We start from the raw sequence: 26,821 nt of genomic DNA, 5'->3' as shown, positions 1-26,821 counted from the left end.
CCCGTGGTCGACTGCGCCGTGCTGCGCCGTCGGCCGTACCGCTGGGTGGTCACGCGCCCGGGGCGAGCCCGCCCACGAGCGCCTCGCCGAACAGGCCGAACGCGAGGCCCCACAGCACGATCGAGATGCTCTGCCAGAGGATGACCTGGTTGCGGCGCGCGCCGAGGGCCACGAGCACCGTCGCGGTGACCTGGCTGGGCAGGGTGAGGGGCCCGAGGAGGGACGCGCCGGGGACGCCGTAGCGCTCGGCGGCGCGGGCCACGCGGCGGCGGAACCACGTGTCGTCCTTCTCCTTGCGGAGGCGGCCGCGGGTGGCGGCGGCCCGCACCCGGGAGGTGACGAGCACCAGCCCGATGGTGCAGACGAGGTTGCCGAGGACGGCGGCCGGCACGGCCACCCAGGCCGGCACGCCGAACGCGATGCCGAGGAACGAGCCGAGGTAGGACTCGATGAGGGGGATGACGCCGGCGAGCGCGAGCAGCAGCGCCTGCTCCCACAGCTCTGCCCCGCCGAGGCGCTCCGAGATCCAGGTGAGCGCGTTCGTGACACCGAGGTCGTGGAGGAGGTCGGAGTTCATCGGGTGGGTCCTTCCGGGGGCCGGGCTGCCCCGTCCCGGGGGCGTCGTCGTGATGGCTCAAGCCTCGCCCGGGATCCGGCGTCGGCCTCGTGCCCGCCGTCACCGGCTTCTCTGCACTCCTCACCGGTGGGCCATGACGGATGTCACGGCTGCCCGCCGGACCCCTGTCGGCGCGCGGCCGACGCTCGACGGCAATAGCGTCGGGCTCGTCCGGCGTCTGCCAGCACCGAGCCCCAGGAGGACAGGCGATGCGTCTCTTCGGCCGCCGCAAACCGCTCCGCCCCGCGCCGTCCGGTGAGGTGACCGTGGTCGAGGAACGGCCGCCTGCCGACGAGACGCACGTCGAGAGCAGCACCTCCCGCCTGTGGTCGGACGGCTTCGGCCGGGTGGGCACGCGCGCGCTGCAGGTCCTCGCCGTCGTCACGGTGATCGGCGTCTTCGGGTTCGTGGGCACACGCCTGACCCTCGTGGTGATCCCGGTGCTCATCGCGCTCGTGCTGGCAGCCGCGATCTCCCCGCTGGTCTCGCTCCTGCGCCGCCGGGGCCTGCCGTCGATCGTCGCCACGTGGATTGCGCTCCTGACGCTGGTGGCCCTGCTGGTGGGGATCATGTGGCTCGTGGTGCGAGCCGTGGTGAACCAGTGGGGCGAGCTGCAGAGCCAGGCGATCGAGGGCCTGGAGTCCCTGCAGAGCTACGTGCAGGGTCTGCCGTTCGAGATCACCGAGGAGCAGATCGCGTCGGTGCGCGACTCGGCCGTGAACCTGCTGCAGTCCGACGCCGTGGGGTCGGGCGCCGTCGCCGGCGTCTCCCAGACCGCCGACTTCGTCGCGGGCTTCGTCATCATGATCGTGGTCCTGTTCTTCTTCCTGAAGGACGGCCCGATGATGTGGGAGGTGCTGCTGCGGCCCTTCGAGGGGCGCCAGTACGAGCGTGCGCAGCGCGTCGGGGAGGCCACCATCCGCACCCTCGGCGGTTACGTGCGCGGGACGGCGATCGTGGCGCTCGTCGACGCCGTCGGCATCGGCATCGGTCTGGCGATCGTGGGCGTGCCGCTCGTGCTGCCGCTCACCGTGCTCGTCTTCCTGCTCGCCTTCATCCCGCTGGTCGGCGCCACCCTCGCGGGCATCCTCGCGGCACTGGTGACGCTCGTCGCCGTCGGGCCGGTGGAGGCGCTCGTCGTCGTCGCGATCGTGGTGGGCGTGAACCAGCTCGAGGGGAACTTCCTCCAGCCGATCGTCATGGGCCGCACCCTGCGGCTGCACCCGCTGATCATCCTGTTCGCGCTGACCGCGGGCACGGTGCTCGTCGGCATCACCGGTGCCGTGCTCGCCGTGCCCATCGCCGCGTCGATCTGGCGCGCCATCCAGGTGTGGGACGGACCCGATCTCGCCGCACGGTTCGCCCGGAAGAAGCGCCCCGAGACCGTCTGAGGACGAGCGGCCGCCCGCGCGGCGGCCGCGGGAGGGCCGACCCTAGAGGCTGTCGTCGTACCGCCGCCGTGCCTCCTCGACGTCGGGCATGTTCCGGGCCGCCCAGTCGAGCAGCACGTCGACGGGCCGGCGGAGCGTCTTGCCGAGCGGGGTGATCCGGTACTCCACGGCCACGGGCCGGGTGCTCAGCAGGGTGCGCTCCACGATGCCGTTGCGCTCCAGGCGCCGGAGCGTCGCGGTGAGCGACTTCTGGGTGACCGCGGGGATGGCGCGGCGCAGGTCGTTGAAGCGGCACGGGCGCTCGCAGAGCTCGTTGAGGACCTCGAGGGACCACTTGTCGAGCACCTGGTCGAGCAGGTCGCGGTGCGGTGCGCCGATGGCGAGGCGCTCGTGGGCGGTATCGGTCATGGAACCTAGTCTCGTTGAGGTGGCCTGAGAACACCAGGTATCACAGGGGTACCTGATCACCGTTACCCCAGGAGGTTCCCGTGACCGTGCGCCGCTTCACCCCCGACGGCCTGCTGCAGCCCACCCCGTACCACCACGTCGCCGTCGGCACGGGCAGCCGCCACGTGCACGTGAGCGGCCAGATCGCCCGGCTGGCAGACGGCACGCCCGTCGCTCCGGGCGACCTCGCCGGCCAGGTGGCCCAGGCGCTGCGCAACACCGCCACCGGACTCGCGGCAGCGGGTGCGACGTTCGACGACGTCCTGCGCCTGACCTTCTACGTGACCCGCTGGACGCCCGACCAGATCACCGGCTTCATGGCCGGCGTCGAGCAGGTGGCAGCCGAGATCGGGCTGCCGCTGCCCCTGCCACCCGCCTCTCTCATCGGCGTCGAGGTGCTGTTCGAGCCCGACGTCCTCGTGGAGGTGGAGGCCACGGCGATCGTCGACTGACGACGCGCTGGTCCGCGCGCCGGCCTCACCCGGGCAGCCGGCTCATCGCAAGGTTGAGCACGGCGGTCTGCGCAGGGTTGAGGCCGGCGTTGACCGCTTCCAGGAGCGCCTCTGTCAGGTGCGCCCGGCTCGGAGCAGGGGCCTCGGCGAGCTCGGGGCGCGCTGCGACCAGCGCGCCGATCTCCTCGACGACTCGCGAGGCGAGCGCCGCGATCTCCTCGATGCTGGAGTCGCCGTCCAGCGCGGCGAACTCGTCATGGAGGTCACCGAGCTCGCGGGCCGCGTCGGCCATGACCGCAGCAGCCAGATCGAGGTCCTGCTCGGGGAGGACGTGGGTGAGCACGACGGCGACGTCCCGGCTGTAGCGGTCGTGCCCGAGGGTGTCCATCAGCGTGTGCGTCTGCACGCCGATGTCCGGCGTCACGTCCAGCCTGCGGAGGGCGGCGATCTCGGTGCGCGCCCGCTGCAGACGGGCGATCGTGGCCTCGAGCTCGGCGTCGAGGTCTCGCAGGACGGCGTCCGCGTCGTGCGGCGCGTCCAGCATCGCGCCGATCTGCTCCAGCGAGAACCCGAGCGTCGACATGCGCCTGATGCGCAGCACCGTGACCAGGTGGCTGACGTCGTACTCCTTGTAGCCGTTGGAGCGGCGCACGGGCTCGGGCAGCAGTCCCATGTCGTGGTAGTGCCGCACGGTGCGCAGGCTCACGCCGGCCAGGTCGGCCAGGCGCCGGGTGCTCCACGGCATCTCACACCTCCTGCTCGCCGCGACCCACGGGGGCACCAGCATGCAGCACGCGGAAGGCCGGCACGAGGAGCGCGACGACGGCCGTCGCGGCGACCACCGCGGCGAGCGCCAGGCCGGCGGCCGGAAGGCCCCACGTCGTCGCGACGGCGGCGACCGGTGCGGTGCTCACCGCCGGCGCAGCCATCATCAGGGCGTTCTGCGCCCCGAGCACCCGCCCACGCATCGCGTCGGGGGTGGCCTCGATGGTGGCCACGCCCAGCACGGCCGAGACGGGACCGTTGGTGAGCCCGATGAGCACGGCAGCGGCCAGGACCACCCAAGGCGCGGCCAGGGTGCCGATGGCCGTGAAGCCGACGATCATCCCCACCATCCCGACGACGAACCACGCCCGGCGCGCCACCCTGCCCGCCGTCGCGGCGTAGAGGCCGGCGCCCAGGAGCGCCCCGAGCGAGAAGCCGCTCAGCACCAGCCCGGTCAGGCCGGGAGCGTCCGCGGCGGTGAAGTAGGCGGGCATCACCGTGGTCTGCAGGGCCGCGACCACCGCCACCAGCGAAGCGGACAGGAACGTCGTCCCCCGCACCAGGCGGTGGGTCAGCACGAACCGCCAGGCCGCCCCCAGATCGGTCAGCACCTGCCGCACGCCGGTGCCGAGACCACGTGCCTGCTCGGTACCACCAGGCCGAGGAGCGATCGAGACGGCCCCGGCCTCCCGCTGGACCAGCAACGTCAGGAGCGCCGCAGCGACGCTCGCGCCCGCGGTGACGAGCAGCACCGCCGACCCCACCCCGAGCACCGCCACCAGGAGCCCACCGAGGCCCGGCCCGGCGAGCAGGACCGCTCCGGCCAGCGCCTCACGGATGCCTACGAGGCGGTCGAGCGAGCCGGGACGGTCACCGGAGAGGCGCACGAGGCCGGGCAGCAGCGTCTCCCGCGCCGTCATCCCGGGGGCGTCACCGAGAGCCCCGACCACCGCCAGGACCAGGAACCACGTCATGTCCAGGCCCCACAGGGCGTCGACCACCGGCAGGGCGGCGACCGACGCGGCCGAGAGCACGTCGCTCACGATCGAGACCGTCCTGCGGTTGACCCGGTCGACGACGACGCCGGCCAGCAGCCCCACCACCGCGGCCGCCGCGGCGCTCGCTCCCGCCACGACGCCCGCCGCCAGCACGTCGCCCGTCCGTGCCAGCACGAGCAGCGGGAAGACCACCGACGCGATCCCGTTCCCCAGGAGGGACAGGCAGTACGACCCCAGGTACACCCATGTGCTTCGACCCATGCGGCCACCCAAGACCGTGCCGCAACGGCATGGTCAAGCGGCGTTGAGCGACATGAGCCGCCTGGCGTGCTGAGCCCCCGGTCAGAACACGTTCCACCGGGGAGCGAGCGGGTCGCACCCCTCCGGGGAGTGGACGTCGACGGCCTGTCCCTGGCCACCCTGTCCCTGGCCGCCCCCGAGCTGGACGACGTCGCCGAGGCGGTAGGTGGCGTCACCGGCACGGATCTCGTCGTCGGAGGCCCAGACGGGTTCGCCGGGGAAGACGGGCACGTACACGGTGCCGTTCTCGGTGCGCAGGTAGAGGCAGCCGTCGCCCTCTTCGAGGCGGCCTTCGAGCAGGGCCGTGGGGCCTCCGGCCCCAGGGTGGGGCGAGGGCCGCCAGGCCGCCGACCCGACCGGCTCGGCGGCGGGACCGCACGCGGCCAGGCAGAGGAGAGCCACCGCCGTGGTCGCTGCCGCCAGCTCCCGCCTCATGCCAGCACGCTACCGGCCACCGGGGTCACTGGCCGGGTGAGCGGTGCCCCGCCCCCACGGCCCGGAGGCCGCGGGGCGAGGCACCGCCGTCGTCATCACGGTCGCGCGGTCACCCCCGGCCAGGGAACTGGAAGTACGCGCGGAGCTGCTCGCCGTCGTCGAGGGTGAGCACCAGCTCCCGGCAGGTTCCGGCCCAGGCGCGGTCCGTCTTCCAGGGGAACTGGTAGCGGCCCTGGGCGTTGACGGTGAGCCGGCTGTTGCCGGGCGTCTCGGCCACGACGGGCACGGGGCGCGGCGTCACGGTGGGCGACGCCGGATCCACCGTGGCCAGCGTCTCGCAGCTCACCTGCCGCGAGTACGGCGAGCCGGAAGCCAGCACGTCGACCCCGCGGCCGGGCTCGAGCCGGAACTGGAGCGGCACCGTGGAACCGGCGTTGGCACGGTTCAGCGCCGGCCCGGGCCGCACGTTGCCCTCGAACGCGCGGGTGCACGAGGGGTGGGTGTCGAACGCCTCGCTGTTGTCGTCACGGCTGGCGGACGACCCCTGCTCGGCGCTGTACCCGAGCCCGCGGCGCGCGAACGACGACCACAGGGTGCACTGGTTCTCGCCACCGGTCAGCACGCGGTCGGCGGCGAGGATGGCGTCACGCCCGGTGACGAACCCGGGAGCGCAGCCCTGCATCTTGAGACCGTCGATGACGAGCTGGTAGGCGAGGTTGTTGCCGCCGGTGTCCCAGGCCTCGTAGATGTTCGGGTTGAACCCGTGCCGGTCGATGAGGTCCCACGTCATGTCCCACAGCACGGACGCCCAGCCGTGGCCCACGCCGTGCGGGGTGGCGAGGGAGCCGCCGTCGAGCCAGCCGCCCGTCTTGATGCTGTCGTACGTGAACGGCTGGATCTCCATGTTGCGGGAGTAGGGGCGGGGCCGGATGCCCGCTCCGGTGCGGTCCTCGTTGAAGACGGCGTAGGCGCCCATGCCACGCGGACCCTCCGGGTGGTCCAGCTCGGGGTCGATGAGCGCCGCGAGGGCGACGTAGTCGCTCCAGCCCTCGCCCATCTGCTCCTGCCCGGACAGGCAGTTGATGCCCGGCCCGCCGGTGAGGCGGTTGGAGAGCCCGTGGCCGTACTCGTGGAAGATGATGCCGGCGTCGAAGTCGCCGTCCCGGATGCCCGGGTGCTCGGGGTTCTTGCGCAGGGCGCCCACCGTGTGACCGGCAGCCACGGCGTCCTTGATGACCGCACCGTCCTGGGCGGTGACCGCCACCGCGGGGATGCCGGGCATGCCGTCGGCGAGGGAGCCGCTGAGGATCGGTGCGGCCTGGTCGGCCACGGGGTGCACGACGACGACGCCGCTGGCCCCCAGCGACTCGGCGACCCGCACGCGCTGCAGGTAGCCGCAGGCGGAGGTGTCGCCGTCGACGACGGCCAGCCACGCGCCCGTCTGGACGCCCGGGTACTCCGCGGTGGTGCAGCCCTGCCCGCCGACGACGAGGCCGAGGTCTGCCACCCCCTCGGAGGTCACCGGGGGAGTGAAGCGCGCCCACGACGCACCGAACGACCCGACGCCCTCGACCCGCACCTCGTTCTGCGCGCCGAACTGGTTGCCGGGCCACACGTACATCTGCATGCGGGGCGTGCCGCCGTCCTGGGCGGGGGTGGAGAAGTTGGCGTTGTTGACGCCGTTGCCGTCCTGCGCCTCGGCGCGCACGTAGTCACCGGCGACGCCGCCGCGGCCGTAGTTGTTGGCCTGGAAGTTCCCGGAGGCCTCGTCGAACCCGTACCGGTAGAAGATGTCGTGCACCACGTTGTTCCAGAAGAACAGGTTGGTGACGGCGGCCTCGCGGCTGGCCTGGGCGTGCTCGCCCAGCGCCACGGGGAAGTCGAACGTCAGGCCGGGCCCGCCGTCGGGGCTGCCGCCCGCGTCCGGCTGGTTGTTCGCGTCCTGGTCCAGGTAGGCGTGCACGTTGTTGCCGCGCGTGATGGTGTGGTCGGCACCGGGGGCGCCGTCGGTGTCGTGCCAGCCGAACGGCGAGGCGAGCGCGTCGGCGGGGTTGTGGACGACGTCGTGCCCCGTCTCGTACGGGCTCTCGGCCGGCGGCCCGAACACCCGGTACGACGAGCCGTCGTCCACCGTCTGCGGGGAGCGGAGCGCCGAGGCGAGCAGGGTGCCGGACGCCGCCGACGACGCGACGTCACGGCCCAGGGTGGCCTGCAGGTCGTCCGCGTGGTCGTGGTCGGTCCAGTCCTCGGCCTCCAGCAGCTCACCGGTGGAGGCGTCGACGACGGCGCTCCACAGCGACTCCGAGCTCACGTCGTCGATGACGAGCTGCCAGGCCAGGCGCAGGCCGCCGTCCGTGGGCTGCCAGCCCAGGCGGGCCGGGATGGCCTCGGTGGAGACGCCGGCTCCGTCGACGAGCGTCTCGCCGTCGGCGCTGCGCTGCCCCAGCACGCGGGGTGCGGTGGGCTCGGGCAGGTCGAGCTCGTCGGCGGCCGCCTCCACCGCCTCGACCGGGTCGACGGCGGGCTCCGCCGCGCGCCGCGTCGTCGGGGCCGCGACGCCGGGGGCAAGCCGGGCGCCGACGTAGGCGACCTCGCCGTCCGCCGTGAGGGTCACGGTCACGTGCCCGCCGAAGACCTCCAGCCCGTCGCGGTGCTGGAGCAGGTTCACGTGGCGGGCGCCGGTGTGCGAGCTCTCGTAGCTCGACAGGACGCCCAGGTCGGCGACGTCGGCCGCGGTGACGCCGAAGTCCTCCGCGTGCTGCTGCACGTGCTCGGCGGCGAGCGCGTCCAGGTCCAGGGAGTCGGGAGCGGCGCCGGCCGTGCCGGGGACGGCGAGCCCCACCCCGGTCAGGCCCAGGGCGCCGGTGAGGGCGAGGGCGAGCGGACGGGAGCGCGGTCTTCCGTGCGGTGGCATGGTTCCTCCGTGATGCGTCGTAGCAGGTCACGGCGTCCCGGGGGCCGGGCGCCGGCGGAGCACCTCTCTGGTGGGAGCAGCGTGTTCCGAGCGTGCTCCCAGAGAGACCTCAACAGACGTCCGGTGAAATTTCCTACTGGAACGGTGAAATCTACGTAAACTCGCCGCCGACGCGACCGCCCTCTAGGAGCCCTCGTAGCCGGTGACGCGGTCGAGCACCGCACCGGCCACGTCGTCAGGCCGCGTCTCGGGCAGCCAGTGACCGGCGTCCAGCTCCACGAACCGGTACGGGGCGTGCACGTACCCCTCTGTGCTCTCCGCCGCCCAACGGCCCAGCGCGGGGTCGGCCGAGCCCCACACGTACGTGGTCGGCACCGCGACGTCGCCCACCGCCGGGCGGGACAGGGCCAGCGCCCGGTACCAGTTGAGGGCCGCCCGCATCGCCCCCGGCTCCCGCATGCGGGCCGCGTAGCGCGCGGCGTCGTCCGCGGGCAGCCCCATCCGCACCAGCGTCCCCTCCAGCGTCCGCCGCATCCCCACCTCGGGCAGCACCGGCACCTGGAAGAAGCCCACGTACAGGGACCGCAGAGCCTGGCCGGAGCGCACGAGCGAGCGTGCGAGCGCCGCAGGGTGGGGGACGGACAGCACCGTCAGGCTGCGCACCCGCTCCGGTTCCCGGGCCGCCAGGGCCCAGGCCACGTTGCCGCCCCAGTCGTGCCCGACGACGTGGGCGGGCCCCGTGGTGTCCAGCAGGTCCACGACGTCGTCCACCAGGTGCTCCAGCCGGTACGCCGACCGCTCACGCGGTCGTGCGCCGGGGGAGTAGCCGCGCTGGTCCAGCGCGACGGTGCGCAGGCCCGCCTCGTGCAGTGCCGGGAGCACCCGGGACCAGCTGCTCGAGTCTTGCGGGAACCCGTGCAGCAGCACGACGGGCACGCCGTCGGCAGGGCCGTCGTCGTGCACGTCGAAGACCAGGCGGCCGCGGCGGAGCGTGGTGATCCGGGGGAACGTCACGCCTCCAGCGTGCGGACGGCGGCGCGCACCGGCAACGGGAAGGGTGCGGTGCGGGACCGCCTGCGGAGGAGTTCCTCAGAGGAGGAAGGGGCGACTGCGCTGCACGACGCCTGCATGCCGACGTCAAACAACAACCCTGCTCGCGGTGGGCAGTCTCGGGACCCGATGCCGTCCAACGGCACCGACGCCACCTCGGCGAACTGGGCGAACCGGATCCCGTCCGCACAGTTCGTCCAGAAACACGACGACTGCGGGGTGCCGGGCCGGGATCAATCCTGGCCGGGCACCCCGCAGTCTCGAGTCCGTACGGCTTCGCGCCGCGTCTGCGCCACGGGGTCCTGCTCGGAGAGCGCATGACCGGAGGTCGAGGATGCTATGGCCTCAGCAGGATGCGTGCGAGGAGGTCGCCGTTCCGCACAGGGGTTCTTCCAGCTCAGGGGCAGTGTTCTGCGGACCCCATTCCAGCACCGTGGCTCGGTAGAGCAACGTGCCGTCCGCATCGAATATGCGAGTCTCGAGGAGAGTGCCGTCGCCGGGATTCAGCATGAGTACGAATCTCTCCAGGCCCTGGTCGGAAAAGTCAGCTTCCACGGCAGTCACGGTGCGACTGGCACTGTCTGTCGTCTTTCCGAGCAGCTCGATGCCAGGGATGGAGGCCGCGACCTCCCACAGAGCCCGCCGGAGCTCAGGGCTCGCAGGGCTCTCCTGCAAGAGGCTCGCAGTAGCTTCCCACAAGGCCCAGTCCTTCCCGTGGCCCGATTCGGGAAGGTTGTCGGTGAGCCATTGCTTGAGGCGGACCGGGTCTGTCGGCAGTCGTTCGAGCTGCTCCCATGTCACGCTCACGCCGTCACCGAACGGTGGCACCACACCGTCCTGATTGGTGATCTCCTCGACTCGCACCAACTCAGGATCCAGCGCCTCCTTGCCCTCCTGCGCAGCACGGAAGGCCGCTGACTGCTCGTCGCGCAGCACGGAACGTTCCTTGGATCGCCAGATCTCGCGCTGGTAAGGAATCGTCTGCGGGTCCTTGACCTGAGAACGCACGTACCAGTACTCGGAGGTCACGGCAGGCTGACGCGCAGCGTTCTCGGCCGCCTCGAGGAGGACGCGTTCGGCCGAAGCCGGCATGGTGGCGAAGACGGTGGCACCGATGGCAGCGAGCACGGTGAGGCCGGCTGCGGCGGCTCTGCGGCCGATCCTGGAGGCCTGTCGGGGTGCCCGGGCAGGCCGACGAGGGCCCGTCATGATCCGATGCAACAGCGCGTCTGCGCGGAGTTCCTGCGTGCGGGTCAGCGGCCGCACGGGAGCAGGATCCAGCTCGGCGAGCTGCTTCAGAACTGGGTCGTTCATCAGGCGGTTCATGACTTGCTCCTTTCAGCGAGCACGGAGGTCGAGTGCCGGATGACGGCCTCGGACCCGGGCTCCAGCACGGCTTCCTTCGCATCGAGCAACCGCTTGAGCCGCCGGCGGGCCCTGGTGAGACGGATGGAGAAGGCGGCCCGGGTGCAGCCCAAGACCTGGGCGGCCTCTCGGCCCGTCATGCCGTCCCATGCGACGAGGCTCAGGACCTCTTGATCGGTGGCGGACAGCCGCGCCCAGGCGCGACGTAGATCGAGCGTCGTGTCTGTCAGGGACGTTTCGTCACGCTCGACGGGCCGGTCGTTCTCGACGCGCAGCTCCAGTCGTCGATGCCGGTCTCGAGAACGACGGCTGCTCGCGGTCAGGGTCCGGGCCACACCGAAGAGCCAGGGGCGCATCTCGTCGAGCGGGATCCGACCCCAGCCGTCCCAGGCGATCGCAAAGACCTCGGCAGCCAGGTCCTCGGCGTCGTGCGGGTCGACACGGCGCGCCAGGAAGGCCAGCACGGCGGGGTACGTCGCCCGGAACATCTCGCTGAAGGCGGCGTCCGACCCGGAACCAGGGTCGGGCCTCATGTTTTCATCCTTGCTCGCACGCCTATACATGGTCGCCGGGTGTTCGGGTGCAACACCACCGTGTCAGTGAGCATCTCGACGGCACTCATGACCGCACCGCTTCGGCAGGCTCGACGCGGCTGGCGGCGACGGCGGGCAGAAGCCCACCGAGGAGCCCGAGAACGAGAGCGCCCAGGAGCGGGATGAGCAGGAGCCGGAGGTCGAAGATCGACTGCCACCTGGAGCAGGGCGTTCCGTCATCCCGCGGCGGCGCGCGTGGCGGCGAGGGCCTGCCGGGTGGAGGCGATCTGGTCCGCCGGTGCACCGTCGGCCTCGCGCAGCCGCAGCGCCTCCGTGAACCGGTCCAGCGCCTCGGCGTGCCGCCGTTGGTCGAACAACGACTTGGCGGAGTGCTGCAGCGCGAAGGCTGTCAGCGCGGTGTGCTCGAGCCGTCGAGCCTGTCGCAGCGCGTCGTCGAACAACGCGTCTGCCTCGGCGAACCTGCCCTGCCACTGCAGCACGTGAGCGAGGCGCAGGAGAGCTGCCGCGTGCTGCGCCGTGCCGGGCTCAGCCCGCTGCACGACGGCGCGCCCGAGCCTCGCCGCCTCGTCCAGCTCGCCGAGCACCCGCAGCCAGAAGACACGTTCAGCATCGCCGTCAGGGCCCCGCGCAGTGAGCGCGGCCACGTGCGCGCGAGCGGCGCCGACGTCGTCGGGCACCTCCCGGAGCGTGACGGGGTCGATCGTGTACGAGGGCATCTCAGCCCTCCGGACGGGCCGCCGCTGGCGCGTACGGGTGCGCCACCAGCTCCACCTCGAACCCCGCCTCGTCCTCCAGGTACGCCGCGTAGTGGTCCGGACCGCCGGCGAACGGGTGCCGGTCGGGGAACATCAGCGTGAACCCGTGCCCGGTGGCGCTCGCGGCGAGCGCCTCCACCTCGGCCGGGGTGCCGGCGAAGAACGCCACATGGTTCATGCCGGGCCGGGTGCGCTCGTGGGGTGTGTCGACGACGTCAGGCCCCGACTCCAGCACCACGTACGAGCCGCCGAGGTGCCACGACTCGCCCGATCCCCAGGTCTGCTCGCGCCGATACCCGAGCTCGGCGAGCAGCCAGGGCAGCCCGGAGTCCGGTGAGGGCGCCTCCCGGAGCCAGATCTCCAGGTGGTGCAGGTGGCCGCGCGTCGTCATGGGCGGACACTATCGAGCGTCAGCGCACCATCCGCAGGGTGGTGGTGTCGTCACCCTCTCCGAGCACGTCCACCGCGCCGTCCGGCTCGAACCCGTGGCGGCGGTAGAACGCCTGAGCCCGGGCGTTGCCCTCGGCCACCCACAGGAAGCACGGGGCGTCGCCGACGGCGGCCTCCAGCAGCACGTCCGCCGTGCCCGTGCCGTACTCCGCGGCCAGCACGTAGAGCCCCACCAGCTCCAGGGGGCGCACCGCTCGTGCACCGGTGGCCTGCGCCCAGCTGAAGCCGACCACCTGGCCGGAGCGTTCCGCCAGCCAGTAGTGGTCGCCGCGGGCGTCCGAGAGGCGCTCGGACCAGCGGGGCCGGGCGGTCTGGGCGTGCCGGGCGATCACCTCGGCCGAGAGCAGCGAGGAGTAGGCCTCCTCGTAGGAGCGCACGTGCACGTCGGCGATCGCGACCGCGTCTGCCGCGTCGGCCAGGCGCACCCGTGCGGGCCTGCGCGGGACGACCGGGGGCTGGGGGCTGATGGCGCTCACCCGCGCGAGACTATCCATCCCTGGCACTCCTGAGGACTGCCGGCTCCTCTCCGCCGTCATGGGGCGTTGTGACCTTGCCCGTGAAAACTTGACCACTTCCAGAAAAGCGCGCACCGTGGACGGCATGACCACCGCGATCGACGCCGAGGAGATGCTGCGTGGCGCCTCCTTGCGCGTCACGCGGCCGCGGCTCGCCGTCCTCGGGGCGGTGCACTCCCTGCCGCACGCCGACACCGACTCGGTGATCGCCGCCGTCCGCGACGAGCTGCAGGACGTCTCGCACCAGACGGTCTACGACTCCCTGCGCACCCTGACCGACGCCGGGCTGCTGCGCCGCATCCAGCCCGCCGGTTCCGTCGCCCGGTACGAGACGCGGGTGGGGGACAACCACCACCACCTGGTGTGCCGCTCGTGCGGCACCATCGTCGACATCGACTGCGCGGTGGGGGAGACGGTCTGCCTCACGCCGTCCAGCGACCACGGTTACCGCATCGACGAGGCCGAGGTCGTCTTCTGGGGCCTGTGCCCCGACTGCGCGGCGAGCTCCACCGTCGACGCCGGCTGAGCGTGAGCGGCCATCCCTGCGTGCTCCGCTGACGGGGCCGCCCCGGGCGCCCTGGACCCGTGGCAGGCGCTCGCCCTTCTGCGTCTGGCCTGCGACCATCCCGCCATGGACCCACGCGTGCACGTGATCCACGACCCGTCCCGGGCGGCGTTCGACGGCGGTGGCGCCCGGCCCGTGCGGATCTACGAGTGGCGGGCGCCGGCCGCCGAGGCGCCCCTGGTGGTGCTGTCGCACGGCACCGGCGGCGGCGCCCCTGGCCTGGCCTGGTGGGCGCAAGCCCTCTGCACGGCGGGGTTCGACGTCGTCGCGCTGGACCACCACGGCAACAGTTACCTCGACGACTACGTGCCCGAGGCGTTCGTGTGGTGGTGGGACCGGGCGCTGGACGTCACGTTCGTGCTCGACCACGTCACCGCACGCGGCCCGGCAGGGGTGGGCGGCTTCTCCATCGGCGGGTACACGGCTGCGGCGGTCTGCGGGGTGCGGGTGCGCGCCGACCGGTTCGAGGCGCTCATGACGGGTGCGCTCTCGGTCGGCGCGGCCCCGGAGTACCCCGGCCTGGCTGACGAGCTTCAGGAACGCTACGACCACCGGACCCGCGCGGCGTGGGCGGAGCCTGCCGCTGCCGACCTTCGTGATCCGCGGGTGTCCGCGGCGTTCCTGCTGTGCCCCGCAGCCGGTCCGCTGCTGGACGAGGCCAGCCTGGCCGCCGTCGAGGTCCCGGTGGCCGTGCGATGGACGGCGGCTGACCGGATGGCGCCGCCGGGGGAGAACGGGGTGCGTTACGCCGCCCTGATCCCGGGAGCCGAGGGCGGCACGGTGGGCTCGACGGAGTCGGGCCACTACGGGTTCGTGCTGCCTGAGCACGACGACCCGCAGGCCAAGGCCGACGTCGCCGAGCAGTCCGTCGACTTCTTCCGCCGCACGCTCATGAGGCACGTGCCCTGACGTGGGCGGCGGCGGGTCAGGGTGGGTCCAGCGGCCGCACGAGCACCGCGCTGCGGTAGACCTTGCCCGGCCACTGGATGGTCTCGACGCGGGCGAAGCCCCAGCGCTGGTAGAGGGCGAGCAGGTGGGTGGCGGGTTCGGCGGTGTCGATGCCGACCGACGTGGCACCCTGGGTCCGCGCCCAGGCGAGCCCGTGGTCCAGGAGGCGGCGTGCCAGGCCTGCCCCTCGGTGCTCGGGGGCGACGGCGAGCTGGTTGACCCATGCACGTCCAGGCCGCCCGGCCTCCGCGCTGAGGCCGCGCAGCGCCTCGCCCGGCGGGCACGACACCGCCACGGTGGCCACGATCGCGTCGCCTTCGGTGATGACCCAGGACGCCCCGGCAGACGCGCGGTAGAGCGTCGTGGCCACCGACTGGTCCACCGCCGTGAAGTTCAGGCCCTGGGCGCCCAGCTCCGCGTAGGCGCGGTGCAGCATCCGGGTCAGCGGCTCGGCGTCAGCAGGGTCGAACGGGCGCAGGTCCATGCCGGGACGGTAGCGCCCGCTACTCGACGACGGTGAGCACGTCCGAGCGCACCACCGCGCCGTCGTCGGCGGTCATCTCGACCTCCAGCTCGGTGCCGGGGTCGACGTCAGGCACGAACATCTGGGCTCTGAAGGTGCCGTCCGGCTCGGCGGTGAACGGCTGGGGCTGCTCGGGCTGCGGCTCGTACGGGGCGCCGTCGGTCAGGAGGGTGACGGTCAGGCCGGTGAGCGGTGCTGCGTCGCCGTCCTGCGTGCCGTCCGCGCCGGTGTCGTCGCAGCCGGTCAAGAGGTGGGCGCCCTCGAGGAGCACGTCGTCACCGGCCCGTGCCGTGGGCTCCGTCCAGCGCAGCTCGGGGGCCGTGCACGACGCCGCGGAGCCTGGTGCTGGTTCGGTGGGGCCTCCGCACCCGGCGGCAGTCCCGGCCACCATCATGAGCGCCGCTGCTGCCATCCACAGGCGTCGGTGCACGGTGGCCTCCTCGTCGGGTGCGTTGCGGTCACCGTAGCGGCTCCCCGCCGGGCGGTCCCGACGGCCGCCCGGCCGTCAGTCGTGCCCCACCCCGAGCAGCCGCTCCAGCACGCGCACCACGCCGTGATCGTCGTTCGACGGCGCCCGGAAGCGCGCCCGCTCCAGCACCTGCGGGTGGGCACCCTCGACGGCGAACGACCACCCGGCGGCGTCGAGCATCTCCACGTCGTTGAGGTAGTCGCCGAACGCCACGGTCTGCTCCCGCGTGACGCCCAGCTCCTCCTGCAGCCGCTGCACGGCGTCGCCCTTCGTCACGCCGGCGGACATGACGTCGACCCAGTGCCGGCCCGAGATCACCACCTGCTGGGCCGGCCGCTCGGCCGAGTCGCGCCCGAACGGCTGGAGCGCCGGCGCCACGGCCACCTCGACGTCCTCGAAGTCGAACACGGCCACCTTGAGGATCTCGTCCTCGACGGCCGTGAGGTCCTCGACCTCCTCCAGCGCGGCGTAGTACATGGATGCCTGCTCGCGGAAGGGGGCGTCCGTGCGTTCCACGTACGCGGAGCGCTTGCCGCACACCACCGTGCCGACGTCGCGCCCGCCTGCGGCGACCTGTCGCACCGCCTGCACGACGTCGTACGCGACGCTGCCGCGCCGCACCCCGCCGGGGATGGTCACGGAGCTGAGCTCCACGCCGTCGCGAGCCACGTAGGAGCCGTTCTCCGCGATGATCGGCATGCCCTCCAGCGCGCCGGAGAACTCGCGGGCCAGCGTCGCGTACTGGCGCCCGCTCGCCGGCACGAGCACGATGCCGCGCTCGCGCATCAGGTCGAGCAGCGGCCAGAACCCGGCAGGCACGTTCTTCGCGGAGTCGAGCAGGGTGCCGTCCATGTCGGTGACCACCAGCCGCACGTCGGGCAGCGGCGTCAGGTCGGCGTCGGTGAGGGCGGGCGTGCCGGTTCCGGCGGGGGAGTGCTGGGTCACCCGTCGATCCTCCCACCCGGCAGCAGGCGTACCATCGATGGTGGCTCGGAGCGCACTCCCGGGCCTCAGAGACGACAGGAGCGAGAGATGCGGGACCACGCCGCGGGCTGCGAGGTGGCCGTCATGGCCTGCTCGGCCGACGCGCGCACCCGCGCCACGCACCGCTGACCCCATCGCGCCGAGCGCGGTCCAGGTCCGGCGGAGCGGGGTGCGGCCATGCCCCCTGCCCTCCGCCGGTCGTGATGCCGCGCCGCGCACGTCGTCGTCCCTCCCCGGGCCGACGGCGGCGCTGGCCACCTGCAGCGGACGCCCGCCGCCACAGTGCACGTGGTGAGCGACGTCGTCGTCCGCCGTGCCTGAGCACGACGCCGGCAGCCCTGTGAACCTGGAAGCCGAGAAGACCCATGAACCCCCTCACCGAGAAGCAGATCCGCGCGTCCTTCGTCAACGCCTCGAAGCGCGAGGCCGCCCAGGCCACGCTGCCCGACCTCGACGCCGTCGACTGGGCCGCCCTGGAGTACCTGGGCTGGCACGACCGCAAGGCGCCGCTGTCCGCCTACGTGGTCCTGGAGATCGACGGCGAGCCGGTCGGCGTGCTGCTGCGTGCCGGCGACGCCAAAGCAGGCCGGTCGCGCCGCAAGGGCGTCTGCGCGTGGTGCGAGGACGTCGTCGTCACCGACGACGTCTCCCTGTACGTGGCCCGGCGCGGCGGCGCCTCGGGCCGCAACGGCAACACCATCGGCACGCTGATCTGCACCGAGTTCCTCTGCTCGCGCAACGTGCGCCGGGTGCCGCTGATCGCCGAGGCGTCGACTCCGGAGGAGAAGGCCGTGCTCGTGGAGCGGCGGATCGCCGGGCTGCGGGAGCGGTCCGCGCGGTTCGTCGCCGAGGTCCTCAGCACCCGCTGACCCCGCCTGCCCGGCGGCGCACGGCCCAGCCGCGCCGCCGGGCGAGCGCGGCCGCCCGGTGCCACGGTGGAGCCTGCCGTCGAGGGAGGTCACCGTGCCGAGCCGGATGTCGCAGCTGAGCGAGGTCGCCGAGGGCGTCCACCGCATCGACCACGCCTACGTCAACGTCTACCTGGTGTCCGACGGCGGCCGCGTGCTCGTCGTGGACACCGGGCTGCCGGCCACCTGGCCGCTGATCGGCCGTGCCCTGCGGGAGATCGGGCACCGGCCCGACGACGTCGCCGCCGTGGTGCTCACCCACGCCCACTTCGACCACACCGGCTGCGTGGCCCGCGTGCAGGAACGCCTCGGCGTCCCCGTGTGGCTGCACGCCGAGGACCATCGCATCGCCGCCCACCCCTACCGGTACGCGCACGAGAACGTGCGCGGCCTCTATCCCCTGCGGTACCCGGGCGCCCTGCGCACCCTCGGGGCGATGGCCGCCGCCGGTGCGCTGCGCGTGCCCGGGGTCACGGGGCTGCGGCCGATCGAGCCGGGCACGCAGCTTCCCGTGCCCGGCTCCCCGCGGGTGGTCTTCACCCCGGGTCACACCGACGGGCACTGTGCCCTGCACCTGCCCGACCGGGACGTGCTCATCACCGGTGACGCCCTGGTGACCCTCGACCCGTACACCGGCAAGCAGGGCCCCCAGATCGTCGCCGGGGCCGCCACCGCCGACAGCGCCCAGGCGCTGCGCTCGCTCGACGCTCTCGCCGCGACCGGGGCCGGCACGCTCCTGCCCGGTCACGGCGAGCCGTGGGCGTGGGGCGTGGCCGGGGCGGTGGACCAGGCGCGCAAGATCGGCGCGCACTGACGCGACGGCGCACACCGAGGTCCCGCAGCGGGGGCGGCCGGGAGGCCGACGATCGCCGAGCGCAGCCAGGGGAGAGACGCCGAGGCCCGGGCGCCCGCCGTCACGGCGGGTGCCCGGGCCTCGCCGGCCGGTGCGCGATCAGCTCGTGAGCTTCTGCCGCGCCACGGACACGACCTTGCCGGCGTTGACCGTCCAGCCCACCCCGAACACGCGCGGGCTGATCACGTTGTCGCCGTCCGGGTTCCACAGGCGCTCCTTGATGCGCTCCACCGTGGGGAACCGGAAGTCGTAGGGGACCACCGAGGCGACCTTGCCGTTCCACGTGCGCTGGCCCTCCGGCGTGCGCAGCTCCTTGACCACGGCGGCCACGGTCAGGGCGGCGGTCGCCACCGTGACGAGCTTGCGGAGCCCGCCCTTCTTCTTCGATCCCATCGGGTACCTCCTGGGTCTCGACATCGTCGTCCCCATCCTGGCGCAGGTGGCGCCGCTCGCTCGGCGGGCGGCGTCGGACCCGCGCCGTACGCTCGCGGCCATGCCCTCCCTGCGCGTCCTGCCCGACCGGTTCACCCTGGAGCACCAGCCCGGGGCCACGTTCCCCGAGGACGACGAGTGGGTCGCCCTCGTCCGTGCCCCCGAGGGGCTCACCGTGCTGCGGCACGCCTCCCCGTTCGCCGGCCCGGACGCCGAGCGGTGGGCCGGCTTCTACGGCGACCCCCACGGCCTGGACGTGCCCGGGGTGCTCGCCTCCGTCGTCGGGCCGCTCGCCGGGGCGAGCATCCCCGTGTTCGTGGCCTCCACGTTCCACGCCGACCTGGTGCTGGTGCACGAGCACCGGCTGGAGCTCGCTGCCGACGTGCTGCGCGACGCCGGGCACACCGTGGCGGCCTGACCCCGCCCGGTGCCCGCCGGTCGGAGCGCCGACCGGCGGGCCCTGACGTGTCGTGGCACGACGGCAGCCCCGCTGCCGTGCGGGTTACTGTCGCCCTCTCGTCCGCCGTCCTGGGAGGGGCCGTGCCCGTTCGTTCGATCGTCCTGTTCGCTCTCGCCGCCCTCCTCGAGATCGGCGGTGCCTGGCTGGTGTGGCAGGGGCTGCGTGAGCACCGCGGCTGGGTGTGGGTGGGCGCCGGGGTGATCGCGCTCGGCCTCTACGGGGCGGTGGCCACCCTCCAGCCCGAGGCCAACTTCGGGCGGATCCTCGCCGCGTACGGCGGAGTCTTCGTGGCCGGGTCGCTCGTGTGGGGGATGGTCGTGGACGGGTTCCGGCCCGACCGCTGGGACGTCGCGGGAGCCCTCGTGTGCCTGGTGGGCGTGGCGATGATCATGTACGCCCCGCGCCCGAGCTGACGCCGGCCGCCCCGGACCACGCCCGTCGTGGGCGTGCGGGTGGGTCAGTCCCGGCGGCGCAGCAGGCGCAGCGCGACCAGCACCGCAGCCCCCGCCAGCACCACGGTGCCGCCGGCGATCGCGAGCACCGCACCGAGCGGCACGGTGCCGTCGTCCACCTGCGCGGTCGCCGGGCTCGCCGACGGCGTGGCGTCACCGGACGTGCCGTCGCCGGCCTCGGCGGCGCCGTCCCCTCCGGCGGAGCCGGGCTCGTCAGCCCCCGTGCCGTCGTCGGCGGCCTCCGGCTCGCCCTCCGCGCCGCACGCCGGCCCCGACGTGCCGGCCACGGGCGTGACGCCCTCCGGCGGCTGGTAGTCGAACGTGAAGTCACCGCTGATGGGGTGCCCGTCGGCCGAGACCACGCGCCACACCACCGTGTACGTGCCACCCTCACCGAGCGCCGCGGACGCCGAGACGGTGCGGTCGAGGATCACGGGGCAGGACGTCTCGTGGTGGGTGCCGTCCGGGCCGGTCACCTCCAGGGCGGTGCCGGTGCCGTTGCCGTCGAGGTCGAGCAGCACGTCGTTGAACGTCACGGACACCTGGTCCACCGGCTCCGACGTGGCCTGGCCCGCGGCCGGCACGGTGCCCACCACGTAGTTGTGGGCGGACGCCGGGCCGGCGGCGGCGACCGTCACGGCGAGGGAACCGGCCATGCCTGCGCCCACCGCACCGAGCACGGCGAGGGCGAGCACCGCCGCCGTGCCGGCGGCGCTCCGTGCGGTCGTGGCGAGGGTGCGCCGCGTCATCGGTCGCCCTCCGCGCCGTCGTGCCCGGCCGGGGTGCGACGCCCGCTCCCGTCACGCCCGCTGCGTGCGAGGGCCACCACGCCGGTCACGGCACCCACGAGACCCAGGCCGAGGCCCGCTGCCCCGAGCGCGGCGGCGAGGCCGGGTCGGTCGTCCGCGGCGCCGGCGCTCTCCTCCCCGGAGGCGTCGCCGTCGGCGGGCGCGGCCCCGTGCCCGCCGCCGGACCCTGCCGAGACCCGCAGCAGCGGCGCGGGGTGCGCGGGTTCCTCGCCCGAGGCGGGCGTCTCCTCGTCCCAGGTGACCACGGTGCCGTCGGAGTACGTCTGGGTGGCGGGCAGCAGCACCTGCTCGACGTCGGGCACCGGCCCGGCGGACACGACGAACCGGCGGAACTCGCCGTCGTGGACGGCCGCGGCGTCGTCGTCGGCGGTCCAGGTGATGGCGGACGGCGCCTCGGTGACGGTGGCGCCGTGCACCTGCACCGGCTCGGGCAGGGGTGCGCGCTCCACGGTGGCCGTCCAGCCCGGCACGGGCTCCACGGACACGCTGGTGAAGGGGGTGTCGGTGGGCAGGTCGACGCGCACCTGGGTGGTGGAGGCGGTCTCGGACTCGTTGGGCACGCGGAACGTGAGGACGGCGTACCCGCCGGCGGTGGCGGTGCCGTCGCCGCCCGGGTCGACCCGGACGTGGGCGGCGGCAGGGCCGGCGAGCAGCACGGCGGCGGACAGGCCGAGCAGGGTGGCGCCGGCGGTGGTGAGAGCGCGCGGGGCGCGCGCGGAGGTCGTGGACATCGAGGGCTCCTGTGGTCGGAGAGGAAGGCGGGGCGCCCGCTCCTCTCGTGACGGCAGGAGCGGGGTCAGGCGAGCGCCGTCCGCAGCACCGGGACGGGTGCGGACGGCGTGGCGGCGCGGTGCGGCGGTGGCCCGCGGAACCGCAGCCCGCCCGCGGCGAGCAGGTCGGCCAGGCGGCGCGGCAGCAGGGGGTCGACGACGGCGGCCGGGCGCGGCGTCGGGCGTGCCGCGTGGGAGGCGGCCCGCACCAGGAGGACGACGGCGGACAGCCAGGCGGTCAGGCGGGCGGCGGCGCGGTCCCCGCCGGCCAGGACCAGGGCGGTGAGCAGCAGCGCGGCGGCGTGGGCGGCGAGCATCAGCCCCGAGGGCACGAGCTCGACGGCGTCCGGCTGGGGCAGCGGGACGGGCAGGGGCGTGTGGCCGGCGTGCGGGCCACCGTGGGCGAGCGCGTGCGGGGTGCCGTGCCCCGACAGGACGGCGAGCTCCACGTGGAGCGCGACCTGGAGCACGGCGAGGGTGGGCAGCAGCCGGGGGAGGGTCAGGCGGCGGCGTGCGGTCACGACGGCGACCGGCGCGGTGGTAGCGACCAGCGCGGCGAGCGCGAGGCCGGAGGACGGCAGGCCGCCGTCGGCCAGCGCGTGAGCGCCGACGGCGAGCGCGAGCGCGGTGACGGCGACCAGCACCGCCCGCACGCGCACCACGAGACCGTCCACGGGGGCCACCCTAACGAGGGGTGGCGGGGGTGTCGCCAGCCCCTGGGACGCACGCCGTGCCCGCGCTGGGCGCCGGCTCGGCGTGGGCGCTCAGGCGGTGCGGCGGTCGTCGTACGTCTCACGGGCGGCGAGCACCCCGGACAGGTGCTGCACCGACCACTCTTCGAGGGCCTTGAGCGGGCCGGTGAGGGTGCGGCCGGCGTCGGTGAGGGCGTACTCGACGCGGACGGGCACCTCGGCGTGCACGGTGCGGGTCACGAGGCCGTCCCGCTCGAGCTCGCGGAGCGTCTGGGTGAGCATCTTCTGGGAGATGCCCTCGACGCGGCGGCGCAGCTCGGAGAACCGGGCGGTGCCGCCGGACAGCACGCCCACCACCAGCACCGTCCACCGGTCGCCGATGCGGTCGAGGATGTGGCGGGTGGGGCAGCCGTCCACGTAGGGGTCGCCCTCGGGGTAGGGGGTGCCGTCGGGCCGGGTGCCGAGGCGCACGGCGTCAGCGGCCGAGGTGGTTACCACGAAGTGCCTTCTTCCCCTAGGAGTGCTGGTCTCCTACGGTAACCAACGAGGCCACCGCGCCGGAAGGGCCGGTGGCGAGACGACTCAGGAAAGGGCGATCCCCATGAACATCACCGTCGTCGGAGGCACCGGGTACGCGGGCGCCGCGATCGTCGCCGAGGCCGCGCGCCGAGGCCACCAGGTCACCGCGCTGAGCCGCAGCACCCCCGCCGAGCCCGTCGAGGGCGTCCGGTACGTGCAGGGCGAGGTGCTCACGGGCGACGCCGTGGCGCAGGCCGTGGCGGGCGCCGACGTCGTGGTGGGTGCGCTGTCCCCGCGCGGCGAGCTGGCCGGCCACCTGGGCGAGGCCTACGGCCGCGTCGTCGAGCAGGCACAGGCCGCCGATGCGCGCTTCCTCCTCGTGGGCGGCTGGAGCACGCTGCGCACCGAGGAGGGCGGGCCGCGCGTCGTGGAGACCGACCAGGTGCCCGCCGAGTTCGCCGGCGAGGCCCGTGAGGTCGCCGCCCTGCTGCCGTGGCTCCAGGGCACGCCCGAGTCGTTCGACTGGGTGTTCGTCAGCCCGGCCGCCACCTACGGCGCCTACAACCCCGGCGAGCCTCGTGGTACCTACCGCGTCGGCGGGGAGGTCGCGATCTTCGACGCCGAGGGCAAGTCGGAGATCTCCGGCGCCGACTTCGGCCTGGCCGTCGTCGACGAGGCCGAGAAGGCGGCGCACCACCGCGAGCAGATCAACGTCGCCTACTGACGCCTGGCCCCCCGCCGACGGCTACGGATCGTCACGCAACCCGCCCCGGTTGCGTGACGATCCGTAGCCGTCGGCGGGGGTGGTCGGCGCGGGTCGGCCACCCGGCCCGCGTCCCGTGCGAGCCTGGCGCCCATGGGCGCCGGACACCTGCACACGCACCTCGATCACAGCGCCGCCGCACCGTCGGGCAGTGCCGCCGCACCGGCGTCGGCGCGCCCCGCGCCGGCCTCCCTCCGCACCCGCGTGGTGCTCGCCGTCGCGCTCCTGCCGGCCCTGCTGGCCACGGTCTGGGGCGCGTTCGCCCTGTGGCCGGCGGCCGACGAGGTCCCCGCGCGCGAGCCGGTCGTGGCGCAGGGCAGCAGCCTGGTCGACGTCACCGTCACCGGGCCGTGGGACGCGGAGACGGGCACGTTCCCCGTCGAGCTGCCCGACGGCGGCACCTCCCGCATGCAGTGGTCCAGCGGCACGCTCGAACCGCAGCCGGGCGACACCGTCGTCGCCCTCCACATCACGCAGATCGGTGACCTGCCCGCCCCGTACGCGTTCATCGACTTCCAGCGCGAGGCGCCCCTGGGCCTCCTGGCCGTCGCGTTCGTGCTCGTGGTGCTCCTGGTCGCACGGTGGCGGGGCCTCGCGGCGCTCGCGGGCCTCGGGTTCGCGTTCGCCGTGTTCCTCCTGTTCACCGTCCCTGCCCTGCTGGCCGGCCACAGCGCCCTGCCCGTGGCCCTGGTGACGTCGTCCGCCGTGATGTTCGTGGTGCTCTACCTCGCCCACGGCTTCACCACCCGCACCACGACGGCGCTGCTCGGCACCCTCGTCGGCCTCGCCCTCACCGCCGGCATCGGCACCTGGGCCATCGGTGCCGCCCGCGTCACCGGAGCCGCCGACGAGCGCGCCGCCTGGCTGCCCCAGATGGTGCCCGGCCTGTCCCTGCAGCAGATCGCGCTGTGCGGGCTCGTGCTCGCCGGCATGGGCGTGCTCAACGACGTCACCATCACCCAGGCGTCGGCCGTGTGGGAGCTGCGCGAGCTCGCCCCCCACGCCCCGCGTCGCGTCCTGTTCGCGCGCGCCATGCGCATCGGCCGCGACCACATCGCCTCCACCGTGTACACGATGGCGTTCGCCTACGTGGGTGCCGCGCTGGCCGTGCTCATGAACCTGTGGCTCATGGAGCAGCCCGTCGCCGACGCCCTGTCCTCCAACGAGATCGCCGAGGAGATCGTGCGCACCCTCGTGGGGTCCATCGGCCTGGTGCTCGCCATCCCCGCCACCACCGGGATCGCGGCGCTCGCGGTGCCGGGCCCGACGGCGGAGCCCGTTCCGGTGGGTGAGGTCAGCGTGCCGGCGGGGCCGACGGCGCCAGAACCCGCCGCAGCCAGCTGACCGGCGCCGCCAGGGCGTCCTGCGAGACGCGTGCCGAGCGCACCGTGCCCGCGAACCCGTGGAACCCGCCGGGCCACACGTGCAGCTCGCACCGCCCGCCGGCCTGCCAGATGCGCTGCGCGAACGCCACCGTCTCGTCCCGGAACGTCTCGGCCGAGCCGACGTCGAGGAACGTGGGCGGCAGCCCCGACAGGTCGGTGGCCCGCGCAGGGGCCGCGTACGGGGGCACGTCGCCGGTGCCGTGGAGGGGCCCGAGGTACGCGCGCCAGCCCAGCTCGTTCGCGGTGCGGTCCCACATGCCCAGCCCGTCGAGCTGGCGGGCCGACGCCGAGTCGTTCCGGTCGTCGAGCATGGGGCACAGGAGGAGCTGGGCGGCCACGGCCGGGCCGCCGCGGTCGCGGGCCAGCAGCACGGTGGCCGCTGCGAGCCCTCCGCCCGCCGAGCCGCCCGCCACCACCAGCCGGTCCGGGTCCACGCCCAGCTCGGCGGCGTGCTGGGCCGTCCACACCAGGCCCGCGTAGCAGTCCTCGACCGGTGCCGGGTACGGGTGCTCGGGCGCCAGGCGGTACTCGACCGACACGATCGTCAGCCCCAGCGCCTGGCCCCAGTCGAGGGCCAGGTCCATGCCGGTGGCCCGGTCGCCGAAGACCATCCCGCCGCCGTGCACGTGGAACACCACGGGCGTGGCGACGTCGTCGGGCACCGACGTGGGCCGGCACACGAGCAGCGTGACGTCCGGGGCGCCGTCGGGCCCGGGCACGGTGCGGTGCCCGACGGCGAACGCGCCGTCGCGGGCCAGGTGCTCGTCGCTCGCCGAGAGGCGGCCGAGCGCCGCCGTCGCGGCGTGCACGGCGGGCAGCTCGTCGAGGGTGGGCATCGTGCCCGTCGGCGGGGCGGTCGCGAGCCAGGCGGCGAGCTCGTCGTCGTACGGCGGGGGTGGGCCGAGCGGAGCGGGCGCTGCGGGCGCGGGTGAGGCGGCTGGTGCGGCGGGGGCGGTGGTGGACTCCGGTGTCACGCGCCCACTCTGCCGCCGACGGCTGCGGAAAGTCACGCAGCTGGCCCGAGCTCCGTGACTCTCCGCAGCCGTCGGCGAGAAGGGGTCAGCGCGTGGCGGCCCACCAGGACACCGCGACCAGGGCCACCGTCGCGACCGGCGTCGACAGCGCTACGACGATCGCGGCACCCCGACCCTTGGTCGGCTGCCGCCTGCGTCCGCCCGCACCGGCGCCTGCGGCGGGCAGCGGTGGCACCACCGGGTCCTCGACCAGCTCGGAGGGGCGCAGGTTCCACGCTGCGACCACGAGGACGGCGAGCACGCCGGCGACCAGCACCGGCAGCGCCGACATGTGCACCGCCTCGCGGCTGAGCACCAGGTCGGTGGTGAGGCCGGCGACGCTGGGTGCCACGACGACGGCGATGGCCGCCATGCTGGCCAGCCACGCTCGGAACGGGTGGTTGACGACGGCGCGGACGACGGGGTCGGTCCACCGCAGGAGGGCGGTGATCACGGCGATGCCGAGCGCCACCGCCGTCAGGATTCCCCACGTGAGCGAGAGGTCCTCCTGGCGGGCGACGGCGGGTGCTGACGTGATCGCGAGCATCATCCCCGCGAACGAGACCGCGTTCGGCAGGAGCATCTGGAGGACCGACCGTCCGGCCTGCTGCTCGCTCTGGGGCAGCTCGAGGCTGCGGGCGTAGGCCGCGGGGTCGCCGAACGCGACGTCGGCGGGGGTGCCGCTCTCGGCCACGTGCGAGTCCACCTCTGCCAGCGCCTGCCCGATGTCGTCCCCGCCCACGCCCTGCAGGCGCAGCTCGAGCAGGAACGACTCGGCCCACCGCTCGTCCACGTGCGGGGCGAGCGCGCGCTCGATCTCGTAGCGGTTCTCGTGGGCGCGCTGCCGCAACCTGGTGATCATCGTCGTGCCTCCGTGGTGCCGTGCTCGGTGCTGTCCTCGGTGCTGTGCTGCCGTGTCCCGCCGGGGGCGGCGTGGGCCACGAACCGGCTGGTGGCCCGGGAGAACGCGAGCCACTGCGCCGAGCGCTCGTGGAGCACGGCCCGGCCGGCGTCCGTGAGGTCGTAGTACTTGCGGCCGGGGCCGCCGTCTCCGGGGCGCCACTCGGTGCTGACCCACCCGGCGGCCTCGAACCGCTTGAGCAGCGGGTAGAGGGTGCCGCCCTTGGTGGTGCCCAGACCGCCCTCGGCCAGCGCGGCGGTGATGGCGTACCCGTAGGTGGGGCCGTCGGCGAGCACGCGCAGCACGCACACCTCGAGCACCCCGCGCAGCCAGTCGCTGGGCCACGGCTGTATCTCGTCCACGACTAG

At 74.0% G+C, this 26,821-nt stretch carries 33 protein-coding genes; 10 read left to right on the top strand and 23 right to left on the bottom strand.

All coding sequences use genetic code 11. From position 1 onward, the window contains the following. Nucleotides 1-49 precede the first annotated feature (49 nt). Nucleotides 50-577: a hypothetical protein gene (locus DNL40_RS08995; RefSeq protein ID WP_245885792.1), complete on the bottom strand. Its 528-nt coding sequence runs from the start codon at nucleotides 575-577 to the stop codon at nucleotides 50-52. A gap of 248 nt (nucleotides 578-825) precedes the next feature. On the opposite strand from DNL40_RS08995, the gene DNL40_RS08990 reads away from it, so the two are divergent. After that, nucleotides 826-2,007 (top strand): AI-2E family transporter, encoded by a 1,182-nt coding sequence (locus tag DNL40_RS08990; protein ID WP_111250918.1) that lies wholly within the window; start codon nucleotides 826-828, stop codon nucleotides 2,005-2,007. Between the two features lie 42 nt (nucleotides 2,008-2,049). Here the strand turns inward: DNL40_RS08990 and DNL40_RS08985 are convergent, their stop codons facing one another. Then, nucleotides 2,050-2,415 (bottom strand): winged helix-turn-helix transcriptional regulator, encoded by a 366-nt coding sequence (locus tag DNL40_RS08985; RefSeq protein ID WP_111250917.1) that lies wholly within the window; start codon nucleotides 2,413-2,415, stop codon nucleotides 2,050-2,052. 80 nt (nucleotides 2,416-2,495) lie between these two features. Between DNL40_RS08985 and DNL40_RS08980 the strand changes: the two genes are divergently transcribed. Next, nucleotides 2,496-2,906 carry a Rid family hydrolase gene (locus DNL40_RS08980; protein WP_111250916.1) on the top strand — a complete coding sequence of 137 codons (411 nt, stop codon included), beginning with the start codon at nucleotides 2,496-2,498 and terminating at the stop codon, nucleotides 2,904-2,906. A 25-nt stretch (nucleotides 2,907-2,931) separates the two neighbouring features. On the opposite strand, the gene DNL40_RS16595 is transcribed toward DNL40_RS08980, so the two are convergent. From DNL40_RS16595 to DNL40_RS08930, 10 genes are all read right to left on the bottom strand, one after another. Further along, nucleotides 2,932-3,651: a MerR family transcriptional regulator gene (locus DNL40_RS16595; RefSeq protein WP_218926026.1), complete on the bottom strand. Its 720-nt coding sequence runs from the start codon at nucleotides 3,649-3,651 to the stop codon at nucleotides 2,932-2,934. Nucleotide 3,652: 1 nt separating this feature from the next. Beyond that, entirely contained in the window at nucleotides 3,653-4,930 is a 1,278-nt protein-coding gene (locus DNL40_RS08970; protein WP_111250915.1) for an MFS transporter, read from the bottom strand. 81 nt (nucleotides 4,931-5,011) lie between these two features. Continuing rightward, nucleotides 5,012-5,404 (bottom strand): hypothetical protein, encoded by a 393-nt coding sequence (locus DNL40_RS16185; RefSeq protein ID WP_146252059.1) that lies wholly within the window; start codon nucleotides 5,402-5,404, stop codon nucleotides 5,012-5,014. Nucleotides 5,405-5,513: 109 nt separating this feature from the next. Beyond that, complete coding sequence (locus tag DNL40_RS08960; protein WP_111250914.1) at nucleotides 5,514-8,318, bottom strand: M36 family metallopeptidase; 2,805 nt, start codon at nucleotides 8,316-8,318, stop codon at nucleotides 5,514-5,516. 183 nt (nucleotides 8,319-8,501) lie between these two features. Beyond that, nucleotides 8,502-9,332, bottom strand: a complete 831-nt coding sequence (locus DNL40_RS08955) for an alpha/beta fold hydrolase (RefSeq protein WP_218926025.1) — start codon at nucleotides 9,330-9,332, stop codon at nucleotides 8,502-8,504. Nucleotides 9,333-9,713: 381 nt separating this feature from the next. Next, nucleotides 9,714-10,694 (bottom strand): CU044_5270 family protein, encoded by a 981-nt coding sequence (locus DNL40_RS08950; RefSeq protein ID WP_111250913.1) that lies wholly within the window; start codon nucleotides 10,692-10,694, stop codon nucleotides 9,714-9,716. Continuing rightward, nucleotides 10,691-11,221 carry an RNA polymerase sigma factor gene (locus tag DNL40_RS08945; protein WP_281268448.1) on the bottom strand — a complete coding sequence of 177 codons (531 nt, stop codon included), beginning with the start codon at nucleotides 11,219-11,221 and terminating at the stop codon, nucleotides 10,691-10,693. Before DNL40_RS08945 ends, DNL40_RS08950 begins: the two co-directional genes overlap by 4 nt. A gap of 281 nt (nucleotides 11,222-11,502) precedes the next feature. Next, a complete protein-coding gene (locus DNL40_RS08940; protein ID WP_111250911.1) occupies nucleotides 11,503-12,003 on the bottom strand; it encodes a tetratricopeptide repeat protein in 501 nt (166 codons plus the stop codon). 1 nt (nucleotide 12,004) lies between these two features. Continuing rightward, nucleotides 12,005-12,433 (bottom strand): VOC family protein, encoded by a 429-nt coding sequence (locus tag DNL40_RS08935; RefSeq protein ID WP_111250910.1) that lies wholly within the window; start codon nucleotides 12,431-12,433, stop codon nucleotides 12,005-12,007. A 19-nt stretch (nucleotides 12,434-12,452) separates the two neighbouring features. Further along, nucleotides 12,453-12,968, bottom strand: a complete 516-nt coding sequence (locus DNL40_RS08930; RefSeq protein WP_179951014.1) for a GNAT family N-acetyltransferase — start codon at nucleotides 12,966-12,968, stop codon at nucleotides 12,453-12,455. Nucleotides 12,969-13,092: 124 nt separating this feature from the next. Between DNL40_RS08930 and DNL40_RS08925 the strand changes: the two genes are divergently transcribed. Together DNL40_RS08925 and DNL40_RS08920 are read left to right on the top strand one after the other, a co-directional pair. Beyond that, nucleotides 13,093-13,533 carry a Fur family transcriptional regulator gene (locus DNL40_RS08925; protein ID WP_111250908.1) on the top strand — a complete coding sequence of 147 codons (441 nt, stop codon included), beginning with the start codon at nucleotides 13,093-13,095 and terminating at the stop codon, nucleotides 13,531-13,533. Nucleotides 13,534-13,638: 105 nt separating this feature from the next. Beyond that, the gene (locus tag DNL40_RS08920; protein ID WP_146252058.1) at nucleotides 13,639-14,481 is read left to right on the top strand and encodes an alpha/beta hydrolase family protein; all 843 of its coding nucleotides are present in this window, start codon (nucleotides 13,639-13,641) and stop codon (nucleotides 14,479-14,481) included. Nucleotides 14,482-14,497: 16 nt separating this feature from the next. Here DNL40_RS08920 and DNL40_RS08915 read toward each other — a convergent pair whose 3' ends face one another. The 3 genes from DNL40_RS08915 to DNL40_RS08905 all read right to left on the bottom strand — a co-directional run bounded on the left by DNL40_RS08915 (nucleotide 14,498) and on the right by DNL40_RS08905 (nucleotide 16,457). Then, nucleotides 14,498-15,004, bottom strand: coding sequence for a GNAT family N-acetyltransferase (locus tag DNL40_RS08915; protein ID WP_111250906.1), 507 nt, complete (start codon nucleotides 15,002-15,004; stop codon nucleotides 14,498-14,500). A 19-nt stretch (nucleotides 15,005-15,023) separates the two neighbouring features. Then, the gene (locus DNL40_RS08910) at nucleotides 15,024-15,473 is read right to left on the bottom strand and encodes a hypothetical protein (RefSeq protein WP_111250905.1); all 450 of its coding nucleotides are present in this window, start codon (nucleotides 15,471-15,473) and stop codon (nucleotides 15,024-15,026) included. Nucleotides 15,474-15,548: 75 nt separating this feature from the next. Beyond that, complete coding sequence (locus DNL40_RS08905; RefSeq protein ID WP_342766638.1) at nucleotides 15,549-16,457, bottom strand: Cof-type HAD-IIB family hydrolase; 909 nt, start codon at nucleotides 16,455-16,457, stop codon at nucleotides 15,549-15,551. 404 nt (nucleotides 16,458-16,861) lie between these two features. Between DNL40_RS08905 and DNL40_RS08900 the strand changes: the two genes are divergently transcribed. Then, on the top strand, nucleotides 16,862-17,365 hold the full coding sequence (locus DNL40_RS08900) for an FBP domain-containing protein (RefSeq protein ID WP_111250903.1): 504 nt from the start codon (nucleotides 16,862-16,864) through the stop codon (nucleotides 17,363-17,365). A gap of 106 nt (nucleotides 17,366-17,471) precedes the next feature. Continuing rightward, nucleotides 17,472-18,218, top strand: a complete 747-nt coding sequence (locus DNL40_RS08895; protein WP_111250902.1) for an MBL fold metallo-hydrolase — start codon at nucleotides 17,472-17,474, stop codon at nucleotides 18,216-18,218. Nucleotides 18,219-18,356: 138 nt separating this feature from the next. Here the strand turns inward: DNL40_RS08895 and DNL40_RS08890 are convergent, their stop codons facing one another. Next, a complete protein-coding gene (locus tag DNL40_RS08890) occupies nucleotides 18,357-18,650 on the bottom strand; it encodes a DUF5808 domain-containing protein (RefSeq protein ID WP_111250901.1) in 294 nt (97 codons plus the stop codon). On the opposite strand from DNL40_RS08890, the gene DNL40_RS08885 reads away from it, so the two are divergent. Both DNL40_RS08885 and DNL40_RS08880 read left to right on the top strand, forming a co-directional pair. Continuing rightward, nucleotides 18,619-19,107: an ACT domain-containing protein gene (locus DNL40_RS08885; protein WP_218926024.1), complete on the top strand. Its 489-nt coding sequence runs from the start codon at nucleotides 18,619-18,621 to the stop codon at nucleotides 19,105-19,107. The genes DNL40_RS08890 and DNL40_RS08885 overlap by 32 nt on opposite strands. Nucleotides 19,108-19,229: 122 nt before the next feature. Beyond that, nucleotides 19,230-19,562: a YnfA family protein gene (locus DNL40_RS08880; RefSeq protein ID WP_111250900.1), complete on the top strand. Its 333-nt coding sequence runs from the start codon at nucleotides 19,230-19,232 to the stop codon at nucleotides 19,560-19,562. Between the two features lie 44 nt (nucleotides 19,563-19,606). On the opposite strand, the gene DNL40_RS08875 is transcribed toward DNL40_RS08880, so the two are convergent. From DNL40_RS08875 to DNL40_RS08860, 4 genes are all read right to left on the bottom strand, one after another. Beyond that, nucleotides 19,607-20,350: a copper resistance CopC family protein gene (locus DNL40_RS08875; protein ID WP_245885791.1), complete on the bottom strand. Its 744-nt coding sequence runs from the start codon at nucleotides 20,348-20,350 to the stop codon at nucleotides 19,607-19,609. After that, entirely contained in the window at nucleotides 20,347-21,141 is a 795-nt protein-coding gene (locus tag DNL40_RS08870) for a YcnI family copper-binding membrane protein (protein ID WP_111250899.1), read from the bottom strand. Before DNL40_RS08870 ends, DNL40_RS08875 begins: the two co-directional genes overlap by 4 nt. Nucleotides 21,142-21,206: 65 nt before the next feature. Then, nucleotides 21,207-21,854, bottom strand: coding sequence for a hypothetical protein (locus DNL40_RS08865; RefSeq protein WP_111250898.1), 648 nt, complete (start codon nucleotides 21,852-21,854; stop codon nucleotides 21,207-21,209). 90 nt (nucleotides 21,855-21,944) lie between these two features. Continuing rightward, a complete protein-coding gene (locus DNL40_RS08860; protein WP_111251004.1) occupies nucleotides 21,945-22,343 on the bottom strand; it encodes a winged helix-turn-helix transcriptional regulator in 399 nt (132 codons plus the stop codon). Nucleotides 22,344-22,473: 130 nt separating this feature from the next. Here DNL40_RS08860 and DNL40_RS08855 point away from each other — a divergent pair, with 130 nt between their 5' ends. Both DNL40_RS08855 and DNL40_RS08850 read left to right on the top strand, forming a co-directional pair. Beyond that, complete coding sequence (locus tag DNL40_RS08855) at nucleotides 22,474-23,115, top strand: NAD(P)-dependent oxidoreductase (protein WP_111250897.1); 642 nt, start codon at nucleotides 22,474-22,476, stop codon at nucleotides 23,113-23,115. 132 nt (nucleotides 23,116-23,247) lie between these two features. After that, on the top strand, nucleotides 23,248-24,498 hold the full coding sequence (locus DNL40_RS08850) for a YibE/F family protein (protein WP_111250896.1): 1,251 nt from the start codon (nucleotides 23,248-23,250) through the stop codon (nucleotides 24,496-24,498). Here DNL40_RS08850 and DNL40_RS08845 read toward each other — a convergent pair. From DNL40_RS08845 to DNL40_RS08835, 3 genes are all read right to left on the bottom strand, one after another. Further along, nucleotides 24,449-25,513, bottom strand: coding sequence for an alpha/beta hydrolase (locus DNL40_RS08845; protein WP_111250895.1), 1,065 nt, complete (start codon nucleotides 25,511-25,513; stop codon nucleotides 24,449-24,451). The two genes, DNL40_RS08850 and DNL40_RS08845, sit on opposite strands and share 50 nt — an antisense overlap. A gap of 85 nt (nucleotides 25,514-25,598) precedes the next feature. Beyond that, a complete protein-coding gene (locus tag DNL40_RS08840) occupies nucleotides 25,599-26,414 on the bottom strand; it encodes a hypothetical protein (protein ID WP_111250894.1) in 816 nt (271 codons plus the stop codon). Further along, a complete protein-coding gene (locus tag DNL40_RS08835; RefSeq protein ID WP_111250893.1) occupies nucleotides 26,411-26,815 on the bottom strand; it encodes a PadR family transcriptional regulator in 405 nt (134 codons plus the stop codon). Before DNL40_RS08835 ends, DNL40_RS08840 begins: the two co-directional genes overlap by 4 nt. Between the last annotated feature and the right edge of the window lie 6 nt (nucleotides 26,816-26,821).

The sequence above is a fragment of the Xylanimonas oleitrophica genome, from assembly GCF_003244315.1.
Lineage (GTDB): Bacteria > Actinomycetota > Actinomycetes > Actinomycetales > Cellulomonadaceae > Xylanimonas_A > Xylanimonas_A oleitrophica.
The sequence above is the reverse complement of the archived record's forward strand: the minus strand, read 5'-3'. Positions and strand labels throughout refer to the sequence as shown.